We start from the raw sequence: 17,432 nt of genomic DNA, 5'->3' as shown, positions 1-17,432 counted from the left end.
CGGTGAGGGCGTAGCATCTCAAAGATCCTGATCGGCCATGGCCACCCGCAAGAAGAAACGGCCCCCCAATCGCAAGGCGGCCCCCTCGACCGCGACCCGTCGCCCGCTGCGCGCCGGTAAGCGTCCGGGTGCCGCCCGCACCGCTGTGCCCGCCGCCGCGCCACGTCCCGCGGGCCCGCTTCAGTACAAGGTTGTCGAGCTGTCCACCGTCGACGAAGGGACACTCGAGCGCACGGTGAATGAGTGGAGCTCCAAGGGTTGGGTGTTGGATGGCGTGCAGTTCGCCATGCGCGAGTCCTCCAAGCGTCCGGCCATGGCCTTCGTCTTCTTCACGCGCGAGGGCGAGCCAGCCACCCATGACGTGGAGGCCGCGCGCGGCCGGCTGAGGGAGATGTCCGAGACGGGCTCGCCTACGGCCGCGCTGGTGTCCTCGCCGGACTTCACCGGCAATGCCGCCGCCACTTCCTCGTACACCTACCAGCGGCCCCCGGGCACGGTGAGCGCCCATGAGCGACTCGCGCAGCTCGCGGGCCTGGACGAGCCCGAGCGCCCCGAGCGGGGTCTCATCCTGGAGCCCGAAGAGTGAGCGCCTCGCATCCGGTCTACTCCGCCCCTCGCCGTCCCGGCCTTCGCGTGGTGCACGACGGGGAAGAGCTCGGCTCGCCCTATCCCAAGGCTTCGCTGTGGATGCGGCTGGGTGCACGCATCGTGGACGTCGCCGTGGCGTGGGGGCTCCACGTGGTGTGTGGTGCCGCGGGCGGCGTGGTGGCGCTGCTCTTCCTGCTGCTGGCCGACGGCATGCTCCAGGGCCAGAGCGTGGGCAAGCGCATCTTCGGCGTGAAGGTGATGCACCTGCCCACGCAGTCAGCCGCGCGCCACCGCGACAGCACCCTGCGCAATGCGCCGCTGGCGCTCATCGTCCTCTTGGGGATGATGCCTCCGCCCCTCGGGTTGGTGGCCGGTCTGGCAGGTCTGGTGGTCATTGGAGGTATCGAGGCCCTGCGCGTGGTGAGGGATCCGCTTGGTTGGCGGCTCGGTGATACCTGGGCGCAGACGCAGGTGGTGGACGGGAAGGTCGTCGCCGGAGCAACGGTTGCAGCACGCACGCCCGTGGCGCCCGCTCGCGTCCCGGGCCGGTTTTTGTCCGCGGCCCGGGTTCGCCGGTGCCGCACGTTCAAGAAGTCCAGAAGGGGAAAGCCTTGCGCATCGCGCTGACCTACAACCTCAGGTTGTCCGACTCGGAAGACGAGGCGGAGTTCGATACCCAGGAGACCGTGAACACGCTGGCCGCCGCCATCGAGCGGCTCGGCCACCGTCTGGAGCGCTTCGAGGTGAGCGGCCCGGCCTCCCGCACCGTCGCTCGGCTCGAGGCCTACAGCCCGGACCTCATCTTCAACATCGCCGAGGGTCGCCGCGGTCGCTTCCGTGAGGCCTTCTACCCGGCGCTCTTCGAGGAGCTCGGTTTCGCGTACACCGGCTCGGACGCGTACGCGCTGGCGGTGACGCTGGACAAGCAGCTCACCAAGCTCGTCCTGTCCAAGCACGGCATCCGCACCCCCGGCTGGCAGTTCGTCGAGAAGCTCAACGAGCTCAAGGTCGAGGACCTGCGCTTCCCCGTCATCATCAAGCCCAACTTCGAGGGCTCCTCGAAGGGCATCACCCAGGACTCGGTGGCCGAGACGGTCGAGCAGGCCCGCGAGAAGGTGGCGCAGGCGCTGTCGCGCTATCCGGCCGGCGTCCTCGTCGAGGAGTTCATCAGCGGCAAGGACATCACCGTCCCCTACCTGCCGGCGGTGCAGAACGACCATGACGGCGTGCTCAGCCCGGTGGAGTACGACATCGACCCGGCCGCCATCGCCGGGCGCAAGTACGCCATCTACGACTACGAGCTGAAGACGAAGCGGGAGAGCGCCGTGAAGGTGCGCGCCCCGGCCAACCTTCCCCCGAAGGTGGCCGAGGAGATGCGCAACATGTCGAAGAAGATCCTCCAGGTGCTCGACTGCCGAGACCTGGGGCGCATCGACTTCCGGCTGAGCGACGCGGGCGTGCCGTACTTCCTGGAGCTCAACGCGCTGCCCAGCCTGGAGCCGGGCGCGGGCATCTACGCCGCCGCGGCCCTCGAGGGCATGCACCTGGACGGCGTCGTCAACGCCATCATCCAGAGCGCGGCGCGGCGCTACAAGATCAAGGACGGCAAGCGCCAGGGCAAGCCGACGCGCAAGTCGGGCCCGCTGCGCGTGGGCTTCACCTACAACGTCAAGCGCGTGAAGCCCGTGGCGGAAGGCGCGTCCGTGGAGGACAGCGAGGCCGAGTACGACTCGCCCACCACGCTGCAGGCCATCCGCGAGGCCATTGCTTCGTGGGGCCACGAGGTGGTGGACCTGGAGGCCACGGCGGAGCTGCCCAGCGTGCTGGCGAGCACGCCGCTGGACATCGTCTTCAACATCGCCGAGGGCTTCAAGGGTCGCAACCGCGAGAGCCAGGTGCCGGCCATGCTGGAGCTGCTGGACATCCCGTACACGGGCTCGGATCCGGCCACGCTCTCCATCGCGCTGGACAAGGCGCTGGCCAAGAAGATCGTCCGCCAGGCCGGCATCCACACGCCCAACTTCCAGCTCATGCACACGGGCAAGGAGCGGCTCAACAAGGAGTTCACCAGCTTCCCGCTCATGGTGAAGCCGGTGGCCGAGGGCTCCTCCAAGGGCGTGGTGAGCAAGAGCGTCTGCCACAGCGAGGCCGAGCTGCGCGAGGTGGTGAAGGAAATCGTCACCAAGTACCAGCAGCCCGCGCTCATCGAGGAGTACATCGGCGGGCGTGAGTTCACCGTGGGCCTGCTCGGCGAGCGCCGCCCGCGCGTGTTGCCGCCCATGGAGATCGTCTTCCTGGACAAGACGGAGAAGACGCCCATCTACAGCTTCGAGCACAAGCTGGATTGGACGGATCGCATCCGCTACGACGCGCCGGCGAAGCTCGAGCCTGCGCTGCTGGAGAAGCTCAGGGCCGCGGCGCGCAACTCGTTCATGGCGCTGGGGTGCCGCGACGTGGCGCGCATCGACTTCCGCATGGACGACAAGGGCCGCATCTACTTCATCGAGTGCAACCCGCTGCCGGGCCTCACGCCGGGCTGGAGCGACCTGGTGCTGATCGCCCAGGGCGCCGGCATGGACTACCGGGGCCTCATCGGTGAGATCATGGCCCCCGCCATCCGCCGCTACAAGGAGCGCGAGGCCCGTCGCGCCGCCGATGAGAGCGCTCTGATGAAGCTGGCCCTGGAGAAGGCCGCCCTGGAGAAGGCGGCCATGGCCGAGGACAAGCCCGCGGCCGTCTCCACCGGCAGCTCGTCGGGCTCTTCTGGCTCGGGTTCGTCCTCGTCCGGGGATGCGCCCGCCCGCGTCAGCATGGAGATGAAGGCCTGACGTGTCCGGGCACGGTCATGCCGCTCAGAGCATGACCGTGTTGGCTTCCTGGCCGAGCAGCACGCTGCCGATGAGCTCCAGCGTAGGCTGGGACACCATGGCGTGCTGCGTGGCGACGTGGATGTCGCGCAGGCAGCGCTGCAAGGGACTGGCGCGGTAGACGGCCGCGCCTCCCGCCATTTCGTACATCCGGTCCACCACGCGCGCGGAGCTCTTCATGGCGTGGGTATAGGCCAGCCGCAGCTCCGCCCGGTGGCGCAGGGTCACCTCGCGGCGCGTGGCGGCCTCGTAGGTGGTGTTCACCGTCTCCATCAGGAAGGCACGTGCGGCGCGCAGGGTGGCTTCGGCCTCGGCCACGGCCTCCTGCACCGCCGGCCGGGTGGCGATGGCATGGCGGCCGAGCGGCATGATCTTCTTCTGAGGCGCCAGCGCCGTCAGCTCATCGATGGCGCGGCGGGCGATGCCGAGCCCGACGGCCGGAAGGCCCAGCCCCAGCAGTCCGAAGGCGGGGAGGCCGTAGAGCGGACGGTCGACACGCGGGCGCTCGACGACGAGTGACAGGCTGCGCTCGGCGGGCACGAAGACGTCCCGCACCTCCATGTCGCCGCTGCCCGTGCCGCACAGACCCGCGGCATGCCAGGTGTCGTGCAGCGTCACATCCTCGATGGGGAAGAGGAGCACGCGCGTCTCGGGAACTCCCTCGCGCACCATGCGGGGAGCGCCATCCTTCATCACCACCACGCCTCCCGTCAGCCAGCGGCAGTTCTGGCTGCCACTTGCCCAGGACCAGCGTCCGGTGACGCGGTAACCGCCCTCGACAAGCTCGGCGCGCCCCTGAGGCGCGGCCACTCCGCCGGTGATGACGTCTGGGGCGCCGTAGATGGCGCGCGCGGCTGGCTCGGGCAGCCAGGCCGAGCACATGGCGGTGAGGGCACCGATCATGACGCACCAGCCCGTCGAACCATCCGCCCGCGAAATCTCCTCGACGGCCTCGACGACGAGGGCAGGGTGGAGCTCGAAGCCACCGTAGGTCTCGGGGATCACCATGCGGAAGAGCCCGGCCTCGGCCAGCTCGCGGGCGAGGTCAGCCGGCAGCCTGCGGGCGGTTTCGATCTCCTCGGAGCGGGAGGCCACCTTGGGGGCAAGCTGTCGGACGGCGGAGAGCACCGGGTGCTCTCCAGGGGTCTTCACGGCAGGGGTAGAGGGGATGGTCATGTGGAGAGCGTACGGGGCTTGGAACCGGGCTCGCTAGCAGAGTCTCGCGGGTGAACAGCCCGGCACGTGACGTGTTGCGATGAGGCGCCTCTTTTTCCAGTGTTCCCCATGGGGGGACACGGCATGCGCATCTTCGTCGCCGGGGCCACTGGCGCCATGGGAGTTCCACTGGTGAAGCATCTGGTGGCTGCTGGCCATCACGTGACGGGAATGACTCGGAGCGAGTCGAAGCGGTCGCTCTTGGAAGGGCTGAGCGCCACGGCGGTGGTGGCCGATGTCTTCAATCGCGAGCGGCTCGGGGCGGTGCTCCGCGAGGCCAAGCCCGATGTCGTTGTGCATCTGCTCACGGCCCTCCCGAAGCTGGGTCCCGTACGCCCGGCGGATCTCGTGGCCACCAACCGGCTGCGCATCGAAGGGACGAAGAACCTCGTTGAGGCGGCCATATCGGCCGGAGCGCGGCGGCTCGTGGCCGAGTCCATCGTGCTCGTCTATGGGTATGGAGACCACGGCTCCACGCTCCTGACCGAGGAGGCGCCGGTAGCCCGGACGTCGCCCCGCCCGTGGCTGCAGCCGACCATCGATGCCGGTCTGGCGCTCGAGGAGACGGTGCTGTCGGCCGCTCGCTCTGGGCGGTTGGAGGGCGTGGTCCTCCGTTTTGGCTTCATCTACGGCGCTGGCGCGGGCTCCACCGAAGGCATGGTCGCGATGATGAAGAAGCGACGGATGCCGTTGATCGGAGAGGGGAGCGGGGTCTGGTCGTGGATCCACGTCAACGACGCTGCCGAGGCGACGCTGGCGGCCATCGAGCGGGGCAGGTCCGGCGCGGTCTACAACATCGTCGATGACGAGCCGGTGACGTGGCGTGATTACCTGAACCACGCCGCGCGAGTGCTCGGCGCGCCGAGCCCCTTCCGGCTCCCTCTCTGGCTGGCCCGGCTGGCGAGCCCCTATGCCGCCATCAGCCTCACGAGCCGGTTTGCCGTCTCCAATGCCAGGGCCCGGCGCGAGCTCAACTGGCGGCCCGTGTATCCGACGTACCGGGAAGGGCTGGCGACCCTCTCTCGGTGAGCGTCTAGGTTTCCCAGCGGGGAGGGGCTCACTTCGCTGGCATGAAGCCGCCGTGGAAGGTGATGGGGAAGGAGTGCTCGAACCACGCCTTGGCCAGCGGCTCCGCCCCGGGGTTGCGCGCGTCCAGCACCGCCACGTACGTGAGGTCGCTCGGCGCATCGTACACCTGCGTCAGCACGTAGCCGTCGTCCTCCTGCGTGGCTCCCGCTCGCGGTACGAACACCGGCTCCGTGGCGTACGGCTCCCCGCCGAGCCCGAAGCGCTCCTCCCGGCCCGTCGTCATGTCCACCTTCGCCAGCGCGTCGAATGGGCCGCTCAGCGCCGCTGGCCCCGAGTGCACCGCCTGGTAGAGGTAACGATGCTCGCGCGCCTGCACCCAGGGCGACACGCGGGGGAACTCGCAGGACACCGCTGAGCGCTCCTCGGTGCGGAAGGTGCGCTCCTTCAGGTCCACCGTCGCCCGGTGCAGCCGGCCTCCCACATTGGACGAGGGCACTCCGCGCGGCAGCTCGCGCAGCCACGTGTTGATGCCGAAGTCCGGGAAGCGCACGTAGTCCACCACGAGGCGCCCGTCCTGCTGCTCGTACGCATTGGCGAAGTGCCACGTGAAGAAGGGCTCCGCCTCGATGCGCACCGGGTTCGCCAAGTCGTCGATGGGGATGACCAGGACTTCCGACCCCAGCTCCGGCCGCCACTCCAGGTTCTCCGAGTACGCCCCCAGCCCTAGCAGCATCCGGAAGACCTTCAGCCGCAGCGGCGTCACGAAGAAGATCAGATGGCGCTCGGTGACGATGTAGTCGTGGATCATCGTCGGCCCGGGCAGTGGCACCTGGCCCAGGTGCTTCACGGCCCCGCCGTCCGGCATCTCGTACAGCTCCAGGGTGGTGACGCGGCCGAACCGCATGCCGAAGTTGTATGTCGCCTTGCGCGAAGGCACCCGGTGCGGATGCGCGGAGAAGTTGCTCACGATGACGCCCAGGTTCGTCTCGCCCAGGACGCGCAAGTCCTCCGGGGAGAGCTCCGTGGGCACGCTCCCCTCGAACAGCGCGAAGATCCGCCCGTTCCACGCCATCACCGACGTGTTCGCCGCGTTCTTCTTCCCGCCGCGCCCCGTCAGCTTCGTCAACAGGGGGATGCTCGTGCCGTAGTTGCTGTGGGTGATTCTGCCTGCCTCGCGCTCGGCCAGGATGCTCTGCGTCTCGATCCGCCGTGCCGCCCCTTGCGCGCTGCTTCCGTCAAAGCGCACCGCCAGGATGCCGCCGTCTCCGTCGAACCAGTGCCCGTAACGCTGCGTGCCCACCCCGAAGCTCACCGGGCCCACCCGCATCAGCGTGCCCCGCAGATCCTCCGGCAGCTTCCCCTCCACCCGGAGCGGCTGGAAGCCGTGGTCCCGCGTGAAGTCACGGAAGGCCCCGCGCCAGCCGGGCTGCTCGGGAGGGGAAAGCTTCGTCGCCGTGCTCGTCATCTCGTGTGTCCTCCGGTTCGGGCCGCCCCTGGGTGGCTCCCCTGTCCATGATGAGATGTAGATATCAAAGTTTCCGATGTCAACATTTGAAGTTGACGGCGATTACATCTTGCGCGCGAATGCCCGTTGAGCGAGGAGGGCGGCATGGCCACCCGAGGTACCCGGAAGAAGACGGCGGACAAGCCCCACTACCACCACGGCGATCTGCGCCGGGCGCTGTTGGACGCCTCGCTGGCGCTCATCTCTGAGGAAGGCTTCGGGGCTTTGTCCCTGCGCGAGGTGGCCCGGCGGGCGGGGGTGACGCACGCGGCGCCGTACCGTCATTTTGCGGACAAGGAGGCGCTGCTGGTGGCGGTGGCCGAGGAGGGCTTCCGCGTCATGACGGCCCGCATGAAGGAGCGCATGGCTCGGGAGACGACCCCCGAGGGGCGGCTGCGTGCCTGCGGCGTGGCCTATGTGCTCTTCGCCATGGAGCACCCCTCGCACTTCCGGGTGATGTTCGGGCCGCACTTCACCCAGCCGCCGCAACTGGGCCCGCCCGGTGGGGACACCGATGCATTTGGTCTGCTGGTGGACTCCATCAACGAGGGCCTGCGGGCCGGCGTGTTCCGCGAGGGCGAGCCCCAGGTGCTCGCGTTGGCGTGCTGGTCCATGGTGCACGGGCTGGGCTCGCTGCTGGTGGACCGGAAGCTGGAGTTCGCGGGCGTCACCACCGTCGCGCAGGCGGAGGCGCTGGCCGAGGCGCACACGCGTGTGTTGCTGCAAGGGCTGGTGCGCGCAACGAGCGATTGACCGGAGGTGAGTCTCGGCTAGTTTGAGCACCCATGGCCAACCCACCCGAGACCGAGCCCACCGAGAAGCGAGTCCGAGCCCGGGAGCTCGGCATCCCACTGGGCCGCTTCAAGACAGGCCGGCACAACGCCATCACCGACGTGGAGGGAGTGCTCGTCGGGCACAGCACCATCATCCGGGGCGAGGGGCCGCTGCGGCCCGGCCACGGGCCCGTGCGCACCGGCGTCACCGCCATCCTGCCCAACCGGGGCAACATCTTCATGGAGCGCATGAACGGCGGAGGCTTCGTGCTCAACGGAGCCGGAGAGGTGGCCGGCATGACGCAGCTCATGGAGTGGGGCCTGGTGGAGACGCCCATGCTCCTCACCAACACCATGTCCGTGGGCGCGGTGTCCGACGCGGTGGCCCGCCACATGGTGGAGAAGTACCCGGGCATCGGTGACGAGCACGACGTCATCATCCCCATCGTCGGCGAGTGCGACGACAGCTACCTCAACGACATCGCCGGCCGGCACGTGCGCGCCGAGCACGTCTTCGAGGCCATCAGCAATGCCTCGGACGGCCCAGTGGCCGAGGGCAACGTGGGGGGCGGCACGGGCATGGTGACGTGCGACTTCAAGGGAGGCATTGGCACCTCCTCGCGCAAGCTCCCCGAGGCGCTGGGCGGGTACACCCTGGGCGTGCTGGTGATGTCCAACTTCGGGAAGATGCACAACCTGCGCGTGGGCGGCCTGCCGGTGGGCGAGGTGCTCGCGGAGAAGTTCAAGGACACGCCCCGGCGCGGGCAGACGTACGGCTCCATCATCGCGGTGGTGGCCACGGATGCACCGTTGCTCAGCCATCAGATCAACCGCCTGTGCAAGCGCGTGGCGCTGGGCATCGGCAGGGTGGGCAGCTACGCGGCACACGGCTCGGGAGAGATCGTCGTGGGCTTCTCCACGGCCAACATCATCCCGCGGCGCACCCAGAAGATGGTCTACAAGCTGAAGATCCTCCTGGATCAGCGGCTGGACCCCCTCTACGAGGCGGTGATGGAGGCCACGGAGGAGGCCATCCTCAACTCCATGTGCATGGCCACCTCCATGAAGGGGGTGAACGACAACTTCGTCCCGGCGCTGCCGCTGGACGAGGTGCGGCGCTTCGTGGACGCCTGCCGGCCCATCTTCGCCTCGGTGAAGAAGCGCCCCCAGCAGACGAGCGCTCCGGTGGCCCGGGAGAAGCCGGCGGACGTGGACAAGGAGGGGGAGGTGACAGCCGGGAAGGTGCTCCCTACCGAGGTCCGTGGGGCAGAAGGCATCCCTTACCCTACACGTCCCGCCCCGGACGACATCGAGGACTCCTCTTCCGGGGGAAGTTCTGGTACTTAGGCGCCTTTCGTCTGTCCTACCTGCATCAGGAGACACCTACATGGCCCGCAGCAAGAGCAAGCACCGCCGCGTTCAGCACAAGATCCGTCAGAAGTGGAAGCGCCAGTTCAAGCGCAAGGCGGCGAAGGCGGCCGAGGGCGAGAAGAAGTAGCTCTCGCTGCTTGCCTCGTCGGACCCGCTCCGCCCGAGCACGCCCGCTTGCTTATTGGCGGGTCGCCGTGAAGGGGCGGGTCACCGAGCATCGCCGGGTCGTTCCGGACGAGGTGCTCGAGAAGTTCCCCTGCCAGTCCCCCTCCAGCCTGGGTACGCCGCCGTCCCCGACCGCCGGGACGTAGCTCCCCGTGAGGCTCGCCGACTCGGGCCCGCTGGTCCCCCCATCCATCTGGCCGGTGCCCCCATCCATCTGGCTGGTTCCGAAGCCCATCAGGTTGAAGTCGTTTGTTGAGTAGAGCGTGCCGCGGAGCGTCAGCCCGTCCAGCGTGGCGGTCACGTTGCTGCCCTGTTGGCTCACCTCGATCGGACCCTTGGGCAGCACCACCGACACTCCACTGCAGGACGCAGGCGTCGTCCCTGGGTCGAGCTCCAGCGTGTAGCGCCCCTCGATAGGAGGGCACTGGGTGCATCCTTGTGAGGAGCCTCCGTCACAGGCGGAGGCGGTCAGCATCAGGGCTCCCAATGTGATGAGGGAGAAGGTGGGGAACCGGAAGCGTCCAGAAGTCATGGATCGTCTACCTGGGTGAGAGTGTGCGGGCTTCCCGCGAGGAAGTGACATTCCTACGTTTTGTCACGTCCTGGGCGGGCGTGCGGTGGTGGGGTGGGGGTGGGGACGTGACGGGTTTCGACACCAAGCGGTGGTCCAATCTTATCTTCGCCGGGCTGTTCGCCCTGGCGTTGATCCTCTTTTCGAGGATTCTTCTTCCCTTCCTGATGCCGGTGCTGCTGGGAGGCTTCCTGGTGGTGCTGTTCCTGCCGCTTCAGGATCTCCTGTTCCGCACCCGGCTGAGGGCCTGGCCCTCGCTGTGCGCAGGCCTGTCCACGCTGGCCATCTTCCTGCTCATCCTGGCGCCGCTGGCGCTGGTGGGGTGGCTGGTGGTGCGCGAGGTGTTGGGGATGATGGAGCACGGCCAGGATCTGCTCGACACGGTGGATCTGCGGCAGCTGCTCGCCACGAACCTGCCGCGCGGGCTGCGGCGCTATGTGCCGGCGAACCTGGAGGGCTCGCAGACGGAGCAGGCGCTGGTGGGGGCCATGGCGAGTGGGGCCTCGGTGCTCAGCGGGCTCTTGGGGGCCGGCACGGAGCTGATCATCGATCTGTTCCTGATGACGGTGGCCATGTACTACTTCTTCCTGGATGGCCGTCGTCTGTGGGCCGAGGCCACGCAGCTCATCCCGCTGGACAAGCGCTACATCCAGGCGTTCGCGCAGGAGTTCACCGACGTGGCGCACGCCATCATCTACGGCAACACCATCACCGCGCTGGTGCAGGGGGCGCTGGGGCTGGTGGGGCTGATGCTGGCGAAGGTGCCGCACGCGGGGGTGTGGGGCGCGGCGATGGTGCTGGTGGCGATGGTGCCGGTGGGGGGCACGGCGCTCGTCTGGGGGCCCATTGGCGTGGTGCTGCTGCTGGCCGGCAAGGTGAACGAGGGCGTCTTCCTGTTGGCCTGGGGTGCCTTCGTGGTGGGCAGCATCGACAACGTCATTCGGCCGAAGCTGTGTGGCTCGCGGATGGCGCTCCACCCGCTGCTCGTCTTCTTGTCCATGTTCGGCGGGCTGGCGGTGTTCGGGATGATGGGGCTGCTGGTGGGGCCGCTCATCGCGTCCCTCTTCATGGCCATGGTGCGTATCTACCGGCGCGACTTCCTGAAGCTTCAGCCCGTGGTGCTGACGTCGGACTCCGAGCCTCCGTCCCTGTCGGTCCCCGCGCCCGTCGTTGCATCGCAGTCGGTGGTCGGTCCCACGCCCTCGGTCGTCGAGGGCTGACGACGCTCTCGAGTCTGGACAAGGGCCCGCGCGCTGGGTGAGGCTGCCGGGCATCCATGAAGGCCTCCGGACGCTGGATGTGTCGATGGGGCGGCGCGGCATTGGCCCTGGCCCTGATGCTCACCTCACAGGTGGCGCTCGCCGAGCGCGTTGCCGTCTCGACGCTCGAAGGAGACAAGAGCTATCGGCTCCGAGCGCAGGTGACGGCGGCGCTGCGCAAGACGCGCAAGGTGCAGGTGGCGCCGCCCGCGGCGTGGGGAATGGCGGCCGGGAAGTTGGGACTGAAGGGCCCCGCCATGGTGGGCCCCGAGGCGATGTCCCGCCTGGCGCCGAAGCTCAAGGTGGATGCCGTCCTCACGGGCTCGGTGACGCGTGACGCCTTCAACGCCCGCCTCATCGCGAAGGATGGCCGGGAGCTATGGTCCGAGCGCTACCCGCTCAAGAAAGGGCTGCTCCCGCCCCAGGAGGCGAAGAAGCTCGCCCTGGCCGTGGCCGGGGCGCTGAAGGCGGCGAAGCAGGCCCCGCCCGAGTCACCACCTGAGCCCAAGGTCGCCGAGCCCAAGGCGGCGCAGCCGGCGCCCGAGCTTCCCGTAGTGGCCCGGGTCGAACCGCAGAAGGAGGAGCCGAAGCCGGCGCCTGTTGCCGAGGAGCCGTTGGCCCGGGCACCTCGCGCCTCCGAGGCGAAGCTTGCCGCCAGGTGGGTGGCGCTGGACGACGAGTCGCACACCTACACCCCGGAGTTCGCGGGCAGCGGAGGAGGCTTCCCCCTGGCCGAGGATGCTCAGGCCTCGAAGGCGGAGGAGGCGCCGGAGCGGGGCCAGTTCCCGTCGAGGGCGCGGGTGTTGCTCGGGGCGGCGGTGGCATGGCGCAAGTACTGCGCGCGGCCGGGCGTGGCGTCGTGCGCCCAGTACGACGCGCTGCCCGAGGATCAGCAGGTGGGAGACATCGCGGACTTCACCTCGAATGCGCCGTACGCGGGGCTCGCGGTGGAGGCGGAGGTGTTTCCCCTGTCGCATTGGCCGTCGTTGGTGCGAGGCGTGGGGCTCACACTGGGCTACCAGCGCAGCTTCGCGCGGACGACGGTGACGGTGTCGACGCCCGTGGGCCCGACGCCCGAGCGCGTGGTGTACGCGACGGACACGGCCTACGAGGCCATGCTCGCCTACCGCTACTTCTTCGACCTGGGGAAGCAGGGAACGCCGCAGTGGGGCTATGCGGGGTTGCGGCTGGGGGCACGCGGCCGGGAGTTCGACGTGGACGAGGCGGTGGAGTCGCCGCTACCGGTGACGCACCGCTTCTACCCGGCGGTGGCGCTGGACGCGTCGGTGCCGCTGATGGGCTCGGTGCGTATCGTGGGCTCGGGCCAGTTTTTCCTGCTGCCAACCCCCGGACAGTCGATTGGCGGCAATGAGGACGGCTCGCTGATCTCCGAGGTGCGCGACTACGGCACGTCGGTATCGACTCTCGGCTGGGCGGCGGAGCTGGGCGTGGTGGGCGACATCTGGGGCCCCTTCGGTTACTCCGCGCGCTTCCGGCTGGAGCACTACGTGGACCGCTTCGAGGGGCAGGGCACCCGGCGCGGCTGGACGGCCGGAGGCGTGGCCCAGGACACCTTCTCCAGCATCCTCGCGGGCGTCACGGCCTCCTGGTGAGGAGGCCGGGGGGCGTTACACCGAGATGAGGCCCTTGCGGATGCCCTCCGTGACGGCCTCCACGCGGTTGGTGACCTCGAGCTTGCGGTAGATGTGCTCGAGGTGGGTGCGGATGGTGGCCTTGGAGAGGTTGAGCAGCCGGGCCGCCTCGCTGTTGGACACGCCCTTGGCGATGAGCTGGAGCAGCTCCGTCTCGCGGTTGGACAGCGGCTTGCTCAGGGGCTCCTCCGCGTCAGAGGTGGCCGTGGGCGGTGGCTCGGGGGTGGCGGGAGCCGGGGCCAGGGGCTCGGTGGGCACGGGGCTGGGATCCGGCTCCACGCGGAAGTGGCGCAAAAGCCTGCGCGCCAGGCTGGGCTGGATGACGGTGCCGCCGGCGCGCACCTCCTTGATGGCCTCGATGATCTTGTCCGCGGGCGTGCCCTTGAGCAGGTAGCCCGAGGCGCCGGCCTTCACGGCCTCGAGGACTTTGTCCTCCTCGTCGAAGATGGTGAAGATGAGGATCTCCACCTGGGGCCACTGCGCCTTGACGTGGCGGGTGACGTCGATGCCGCTCATTCGCGGCAGGCCCAGGTCCAGCAGGAGCACGTCCGGGGTGGCCCGGGCCACCTCCTCGAGCGCAGCCTCGCCGGACAGCGCGGTGCCGACGATCTCGATGTCCTGATGGCCCTCGAGCAGGCGGAGCTGGTTCTTGAGGATGCGCGTCTGGTCCTCGACGACGAAGACGCGGATGGGGGAGGACGCGAGCTCTTCGGTCATGGGCTGGAGGGGAGGGAGAAGGAGACGCGGGTGCCGTTACCTGGCGCCGAGTCCACGATGAGGGTGCCGCCGAGCTTCATGGCTCGCTCGCGCATGTTGAGCAAGCCGTAGTGGCCGCGGGGGGTCTGCCGCGGATCAAATCCCTTGCCGTCGTCGTTGACGCTGAGGTGCACCCGGTCCTGGTCGTAGTCGAGCTTTACCTGCACCAGTTGGGGTGTGGCGTGCTTGACGGCGTTGGAGAGGCTCTCCTGGAGGATGCGGAAGAGGGCGAGCTGGGCGTCCGGGGACAGCTTCTGGGGCAGGCCGCTGCGCTCGAAGCGGATGTTGAGCTGGGTGCGCTCGTGGAACGTCTTCACGTAGTCCTCGAGCCCCTGGGTGATCTCGAAGTCCTCGCGCATCATCTGCAGGTTGCGGCGCAGCTCCTCGATGGACTCCTCGGCGGTGCTCTTGAGCTCCTGGATCTCCGAGCGCAGGGCGTCATCCTTCGCCATGCCCAGGAGGTACTCGGACTGGATGATCATCGAGGAGAGCGAGGCACCCAGGCCGTCGTGGATCTCCCGCGCCAGCCGGTTGCGCTCCTCCACCACGGCAATCTCCTTGAGGTCACCCTGCAGCTCCACCACCTCGCGGTGGGCGGCGGCCTCGCGCTCGTTCAGGTACACCAGCACATAGATGATGATGAAGTTGAGCGCCGAGTACCAGAGAAGCGTGAGCACCTCGACGGCGGTGACCTCGCGTTCCAGGAGCAGATCCAGCCGCGCGGTGATGGGCAGCGTCAGCATGGACGGGAGGATCGCCAGCGGCTTGGGGAAGAGGATGGCGAACAGGGTGGTGAAGAGCAGCTGCGTGCCGAGCAGCGGGCTCTGCAGACCGCCACCGACCTGGGGCTTGTTGATGAGCACCACCATGATGGTCAGGTCGAGGCACAGGGTGATGTAGGTCACCCAGCGGCCGGCCTTGGGGTGGTCGATGACCAGGTAGTTCGCGACGCTGTAGAGCAGCATCGTGAAGTAGCCGGCGAAGGCGAGGGTGCCCTGGAAGCCGAAGTAGAGGGACCACCGGGGGACCGCGAGGATGAGCAGGCCCAGGGTGAGGAACATGAGCCGCGCGTAGAAGAGGGCGCGAGCGCGGGCCACGAAGCGATCCTGCTCCCAGGAGGCGGCAGCCTGCTCAGCGGAGACGCTGTCGGTGAGCTTGCGCCGCTCGAGCACCGCACGCACGCGGGCGCGCCGGTGCGAGTCGGGATTGTCGTCTTCGAGCGTGAGGGCAGGTTCCATCAGACCGGCGAGCTTAAGGGACCTGCCGGGTTTTCGGGAATCCTGTCCCTTGGCGGGACGCCTGCCCCCCTGGTTGCGGGGGGCGGCGAGGGGAGGTGACTACTGGGCGCTCTTGTCGGCGCAGGCCTTGCGGGCCTCGGGCTGGCGCGAGAAGACGTACTCGAGCCGATCGCGGCTCTCGCCGGTGGCCTCGTTGAAGAGCGGACTGCCGCCCGCGTACATGGTGCCCTCGGGGTGGCCGTAGGTGTCGAGCTTGCGCTCCTGGAGCCAGCGGTCCACGCAGGACTCCACTGCCGCCCGGTTGCCGCCCTGGGCCTGGGTGCCCGAGTCGGTGGCGCCCGAGTCGGTGGGGGTTGCGCCAGAGAGACCGGCCCCGGTCGAGCCGGTTCCGGCATCACGGTAGGAGGGGTTGTCTGCCGGCGGGTTGGGGTTCTCCCCGGTCTTCTTGGGGCAACCGGTGGTGAGGAGGGCGAAGGTGATCAATGCAAGCGCGTGTCTCATGGGTCCTCTGTGAAAGGGGAAGGGGCTCCGGAGCAGGTGCGCGGCTGAGGGGACGACGGAGCGGGGCGGGAAGATATTCGTTCGGTGTGGGCGGCGGGTGGCTTTTCTCCGAGCGGAGTTGACGGCGGACAGGGGCTCGGCGAGGGTCGCGCGCGTCGAGCACACAGGGAGGAGGTTGAGGCATGGCCACGGTTCGCATTCCCACGTCCTTGAGGAGCTTCACGGGGAACAAGGGAGAAGTCCGCGTCGCGGGCGCCACGGTGGGCGAGGTGCTGAACAACCTGGAGAAGGCGCACCCGGGGATTGGCGCTCGCGTGCTCGACGACAAGGGTGCAGTGCGGCGCTACGTCAACGTGTTCCTCAATGACGAGGACATCCGGTTCCTGGCGGAGTTGTCCACGCCGGTGGCGGACGGAGACCGCATCACCCTCATCCCCGCCATTGCTGGAGGGTAGGGGGAGAGGCTCGGGTGGGCCACGTGTTGCCAGAAGAGCTCTCGGAGGTCGTCCGGCACCTGGAGTCCGCCTATCCGCGGGAGGGCTGCGGGGTTCTGCTGCGCGCGGGGGAGGAGGGCCCCTGGCGATTCCGCCCCTTGCGCAACGCCCATGAAGCACCCCGGCTCGCCTACGCCTTTGATCCGCGCGAGTGGCTCGCCGTCCTGTTGGAGGCCGAGTCTCGCGGTGAGCACGTGGCGTGTGTGGTCCACTCACATGTGGACTGCGGTGCGGATTTCTCCGACGAAGACCGACGCCAGGCGGCCCCGGAGGGGCATCCGCTCCTTCCCGGCGTTTTCTACCTCGTGATGGCTGTCCACGCGGGGGGTGTCAGGGACACCAGAATTTTCCGATGGGAGTGCGGAGAATTCCGGGAGTTTCCATTCTCGCAGGGTTTATAAATCGCCCAACCCTTGGAAATCTCTTGAGAAGACGGGCACCTGGCCGCCTGCCTCCCCCACCTGCGGAAAGGTGGGCACGAATTGTCAAACGACGTGATTTTCGTCTATAACGCCCCCGACTTTTGATCTGCCGCGCTCTCGGGGGGCACGGAGTAGAAGCCCCCCCGGAAGGCGCAGGGAGTTTGGGACCCGTATGGCGCAGACGACTGGTTTTACCGTTTGGCTGACCGGCATGTCCGGCACCGGCAAGAGTACGATGGCTGCCTACATCGCGGCCCGGCTCAGGCAGGTGGATCGCAACGTAGAAATCCTCGATGAGAACGAGCTCGAGGGTGCTCTGTGGCAGGGCATGGGAGACAGCAAGGACGAGCGCAATACGCTCGTGCGCCGGCTGGGTTTCGTGGCTGGTCTGCTCACGCGCAATAACGTGGCGGTGCTGGTTCCTTGCGTGAGCCCCTACAAGGCGGCCCGTGAGGAGAATCGCCGGACGATCGGCCGGTACATTGAGGTGTACGTGGACTGCCCGACCGAGAAGCTCATCGAGCGGGACAGCACGGGGCGCTACAAGAAGGCGCTGAGCGGGGAGATCCCCAACTTCATCGGCATCACCGAGCCGTATGAGCCGCCGGCCTCGGCCGAGGTGGTGATTCACTCGGATCAGGAGAGCGTGGAGGAGGGCGCTGGGAAGATCTTCCAGTCGCTGCTGGACCTCGGGTACGTGACGTCCGAGGAGCTGAAGATCATCACGGGCAAGAAGATGAAGGCGCAGCCGCCCACGAAGACGCCGGTGACGCGGGTGTCGTCGGCGAAGCCGGCCAAGGCGGCGAAGACGGCGGCCAAGTCGGGCAAGGGCACCAAGGCGCGTCCGGCGGCACGGGCGGCCCGGGTGGCCAAGCCGGCGAAGAAGGCAGCGGCTTCCAAGCGCAAGGCGCGCTAGCCAGGCTTCCCCCTGTCCGTTCAGGGGAGGGCCCGTGGGTTGATGCGCATCTGACGAGGACCCCCAGGTTGCATGAGCAACCCGGGGGTTCTTCGTTTATAGAGGTGCCCC

18 protein-coding genes are annotated in these 17,432 nt (G+C 68.3%); 12 read left to right on the top strand and 6 right to left on the bottom strand.

The features are described 5' to 3' along the window. Window positions 1–37 precede the first annotated feature (37 nt). Genes F0U60_RS30300 through F0U60_RS30290 form a run of 3 tightly spaced genes read left to right on the top strand, consistent with a single transcriptional unit; the run spans window position 38 to window position 3,416 of the window. Window positions 38–586, top strand: coding sequence for a hypothetical protein (locus tag F0U60_RS30300; protein WP_395804873.1), 549 nt, complete (start codon window positions 38–40; stop codon window positions 584–586). Next, window positions 583–1,215, top strand: a complete 633-nt coding sequence (locus F0U60_RS30295; protein ID WP_239014222.1) for an RDD family protein — start codon at window positions 583–585, stop codon at window positions 1,213–1,215. The genes F0U60_RS30300 and F0U60_RS30295 overlap by 4 nt, the downstream gene beginning before the upstream one ends. Further along, window positions 1,200–3,416, top strand: coding sequence for an ATP-grasp domain-containing protein (locus F0U60_RS30290; RefSeq protein WP_395804870.1), 2,217 nt, complete (start codon window positions 1,200–1,202; stop codon window positions 3,414–3,416). Before F0U60_RS30295 ends, F0U60_RS30290 begins: the two co-directional genes overlap by 16 nt. A gap of 24 nt (window positions 3,417–3,440) precedes the next feature. Here F0U60_RS30290 and F0U60_RS30285 read toward each other — a convergent pair whose 3' ends face one another. Then, complete coding sequence (locus F0U60_RS30285; protein WP_395804868.1) at window positions 3,441–4,631, bottom strand: acyl-CoA dehydrogenase family protein; 1,191 nt, start codon at window positions 4,629–4,631, stop codon at window positions 3,441–3,443. Window positions 4,632–4,754: 123 nt separating this feature from the next. Between F0U60_RS30285 and F0U60_RS30280 the strand changes: the two genes are divergently transcribed. Then, window positions 4,755–5,699: an NAD-dependent epimerase/dehydratase family protein gene (locus F0U60_RS30280; protein ID WP_395804866.1), complete on the top strand. Its 945-nt coding sequence runs from the start codon at window positions 4,755–4,757 to the stop codon at window positions 5,697–5,699. Between the two features lie 28 nt (window positions 5,700–5,727). On the opposite strand, the gene F0U60_RS30275 is transcribed toward F0U60_RS30280, so the two are convergent. Beyond that, window positions 5,728–7,164, bottom strand: a complete 1,437-nt coding sequence (locus tag F0U60_RS30275; protein ID WP_395804864.1) for a carotenoid oxygenase family protein — start codon at window positions 7,162–7,164, stop codon at window positions 5,728–5,730. A gap of 144 nt (window positions 7,165–7,308) precedes the next feature. Here F0U60_RS30275 and F0U60_RS30270 point away from each other — a divergent pair, with 144 nt between their 5' ends. The 3 genes from F0U60_RS30270 to F0U60_RS30260 are packed head-to-tail and all read left to right on the top strand — an operon-like array spanning window position 7,309 to window position 9,474. Continuing rightward, on the top strand, window positions 7,309–7,956 hold the full coding sequence (locus tag F0U60_RS30270; RefSeq protein ID WP_395804862.1) for a TetR/AcrR family transcriptional regulator: 648 nt from the start codon (window positions 7,309–7,311) through the stop codon (window positions 7,954–7,956). 32 nt (window positions 7,957–7,988) lie between these two features. Further along, window positions 7,989–9,323: a P1 family peptidase gene (locus F0U60_RS30265; protein WP_395804860.1), complete on the top strand. Its 1,335-nt coding sequence runs from the start codon at window positions 7,989–7,991 to the stop codon at window positions 9,321–9,323. Window positions 9,324–9,363: 40 nt separating this feature from the next. Further along, window positions 9,364–9,474, top strand: coding sequence for an aminopeptidase (locus tag F0U60_RS30260; RefSeq protein ID WP_203405390.1), 111 nt, complete (start codon window positions 9,364–9,366; stop codon window positions 9,472–9,474). 51 nt (window positions 9,475–9,525) lie between these two features. On the opposite strand, the gene F0U60_RS30255 is transcribed toward F0U60_RS30260, so the two are convergent. After that, window positions 9,526–10,044, bottom strand: a complete 519-nt coding sequence (locus tag F0U60_RS30255; RefSeq protein WP_395804858.1) for a hypothetical protein — start codon at window positions 10,042–10,044, stop codon at window positions 9,526–9,528. 107 nt (window positions 10,045–10,151) lie between these two features. Between F0U60_RS30255 and F0U60_RS30250 the strand changes: the two genes are divergently transcribed. Together F0U60_RS30250 and F0U60_RS30245 are read left to right on the top strand one after the other, a co-directional pair. Beyond that, complete coding sequence (locus F0U60_RS30250; protein ID WP_395804856.1) at window positions 10,152–11,303, top strand: AI-2E family transporter; 1,152 nt, start codon at window positions 10,152–10,154, stop codon at window positions 11,301–11,303. A 56-nt stretch (window positions 11,304–11,359) separates the two neighbouring features. Further along, complete coding sequence (locus F0U60_RS30245; RefSeq protein WP_395804854.1) at window positions 11,360–12,955, top strand: hypothetical protein; 1,596 nt, start codon at window positions 11,360–11,362, stop codon at window positions 12,953–12,955. Window positions 12,956–12,970: 15 nt separating this feature from the next. On the opposite strand, the gene F0U60_RS30240 is transcribed toward F0U60_RS30245, so the two are convergent. From F0U60_RS30240 to F0U60_RS30230, 3 genes are all read right to left on the bottom strand, one after another. Then, complete coding sequence (locus tag F0U60_RS30240) at window positions 12,971–13,711, bottom strand: response regulator (RefSeq protein WP_395804852.1); 741 nt, start codon at window positions 13,709–13,711, stop codon at window positions 12,971–12,973. Further along, window positions 13,708–14,988 (bottom strand): sensor histidine kinase, encoded by a 1,281-nt coding sequence (locus F0U60_RS30235; protein WP_395804850.1) that lies wholly within the window; start codon window positions 14,986–14,988, stop codon window positions 13,708–13,710. The genes F0U60_RS30240 and F0U60_RS30235 overlap by 4 nt, the downstream gene beginning before the upstream one ends. A gap of 99 nt (window positions 14,989–15,087) precedes the next feature. After that, on the bottom strand, window positions 15,088–15,489 hold the full coding sequence (locus F0U60_RS30230) for a hypothetical protein (RefSeq protein WP_395804848.1): 402 nt from the start codon (window positions 15,487–15,489) through the stop codon (window positions 15,088–15,090). A gap of 182 nt (window positions 15,490–15,671) precedes the next feature. Here F0U60_RS30230 and F0U60_RS30225 point away from each other — a divergent pair, with 182 nt between their 5' ends. From F0U60_RS30225 to cysC, 3 genes are all read left to right on the top strand, one after another. After that, complete coding sequence (locus tag F0U60_RS30225) at window positions 15,672–15,944, top strand: ubiquitin-like small modifier protein 1 (RefSeq protein WP_395804846.1); 273 nt, start codon at window positions 15,672–15,674, stop codon at window positions 15,942–15,944. A gap of 14 nt (window positions 15,945–15,958) precedes the next feature. Continuing rightward, window positions 15,959–16,384 (top strand): Mov34/MPN/PAD-1 family protein, encoded by a 426-nt coding sequence (locus tag F0U60_RS30220; RefSeq protein ID WP_395804843.1) that lies wholly within the window; start codon window positions 15,959–15,961, stop codon window positions 16,382–16,384. A 193-nt stretch (window positions 16,385–16,577) separates the two neighbouring features. Beyond that, complete coding sequence (gene cysC, locus F0U60_RS30215) at window positions 16,578–17,321, top strand: adenylyl-sulfate kinase (protein WP_395804841.1); 744 nt, start codon at window positions 16,578–16,580, stop codon at window positions 17,319–17,321. The last annotated feature ends 111 nt before the right edge of the window (window positions 17,322–17,432 follow it).

It is taken from the genome of Archangium minus (assembly GCF_044360475.1).
Lineage (GTDB): Bacteria > Myxococcota > Myxococcia > Myxococcales > Myxococcaceae > Archangium > Archangium minus.
The sequence above is the reverse complement of the archived record's forward strand: the minus strand, read 5'-3'. Positions and strand labels throughout refer to the sequence as shown.

Excerpts from the sequence above, each read along its gene's own strand:
- F0U60_RS30300 (WP_395804873.1), top strand. The coding sequence starts at position 38 with ATGGCCACCCGCAAGAAGAAACGGCCCCCCAATCGCAAGGCGGCCCCC.
- F0U60_RS30285 (WP_395804868.1), bottom strand. The coding sequence starts at position 4,631 with ATGACCATCCCCTCTACCCCTGCCGTGAAGACCCCTGGAGAGCACCCG.
- F0U60_RS30280 (WP_395804866.1), top strand. The coding sequence starts at position 4,755 with ATGCGCATCTTCGTCGCCGGGGCCACTGGCGCCATGGGAGTTCCACTG.
- F0U60_RS30275 (WP_395804864.1), bottom strand. The coding sequence starts at position 7,164 with ATGACGAGCACGGCGACGAAGCTTTCCCCTCCCGAGCAGCCCGGCTGG.
- F0U60_RS30270 (WP_395804862.1), top strand. The coding sequence starts at position 7,309 with ATGGCCACCCGAGGTACCCGGAAGAAGACGGCGGACAAGCCCCACTAC.
- F0U60_RS30265 (WP_395804860.1), top strand. The coding sequence starts at position 7,989 with ATGGCCAACCCACCCGAGACCGAGCCCACCGAGAAGCGAGTCCGAGCC.
- F0U60_RS30260 (WP_203405390.1), top strand. The coding sequence starts at position 9,364 with ATGGCCCGCAGCAAGAGCAAGCACCGCCGCGTTCAGCACAAGATCCGT.
- F0U60_RS30255 (WP_395804858.1), bottom strand. The coding sequence starts at position 10,044 with ATGACTTCTGGACGCTTCCGGTTCCCCACCTTCTCCCTCATCACATTG.
- F0U60_RS30245 (WP_395804854.1), top strand. The coding sequence starts at position 11,360 with ATGAAGGCCTCCGGACGCTGGATGTGTCGATGGGGCGGCGCGGCATTG.
- F0U60_RS30240 (WP_395804852.1), bottom strand. The coding sequence starts at position 13,711 with ATGACCGAAGAGCTCGCGTCCTCCCCCATCCGCGTCTTCGTCGTCGAG.
- F0U60_RS30235 (WP_395804850.1), bottom strand. The coding sequence starts at position 14,988 with ATGGAACCTGCCCTCACGCTCGAAGACGACAATCCCGACTCGCACCGG.
- F0U60_RS30230 (WP_395804848.1), bottom strand. The coding sequence starts at position 15,489 with ATGAGACACGCGCTTGCATTGATCACCTTCGCCCTCCTCACCACCGGT.
- F0U60_RS30225 (WP_395804846.1), top strand. The coding sequence starts at position 15,672 with ATGGCCACGGTTCGCATTCCCACGTCCTTGAGGAGCTTCACGGGGAAC.
- cysC (WP_395804841.1), top strand. The coding sequence starts at position 16,578 with ATGGCGCAGACGACTGGTTTTACCGTTTGGCTGACCGGCATGTCCGGC.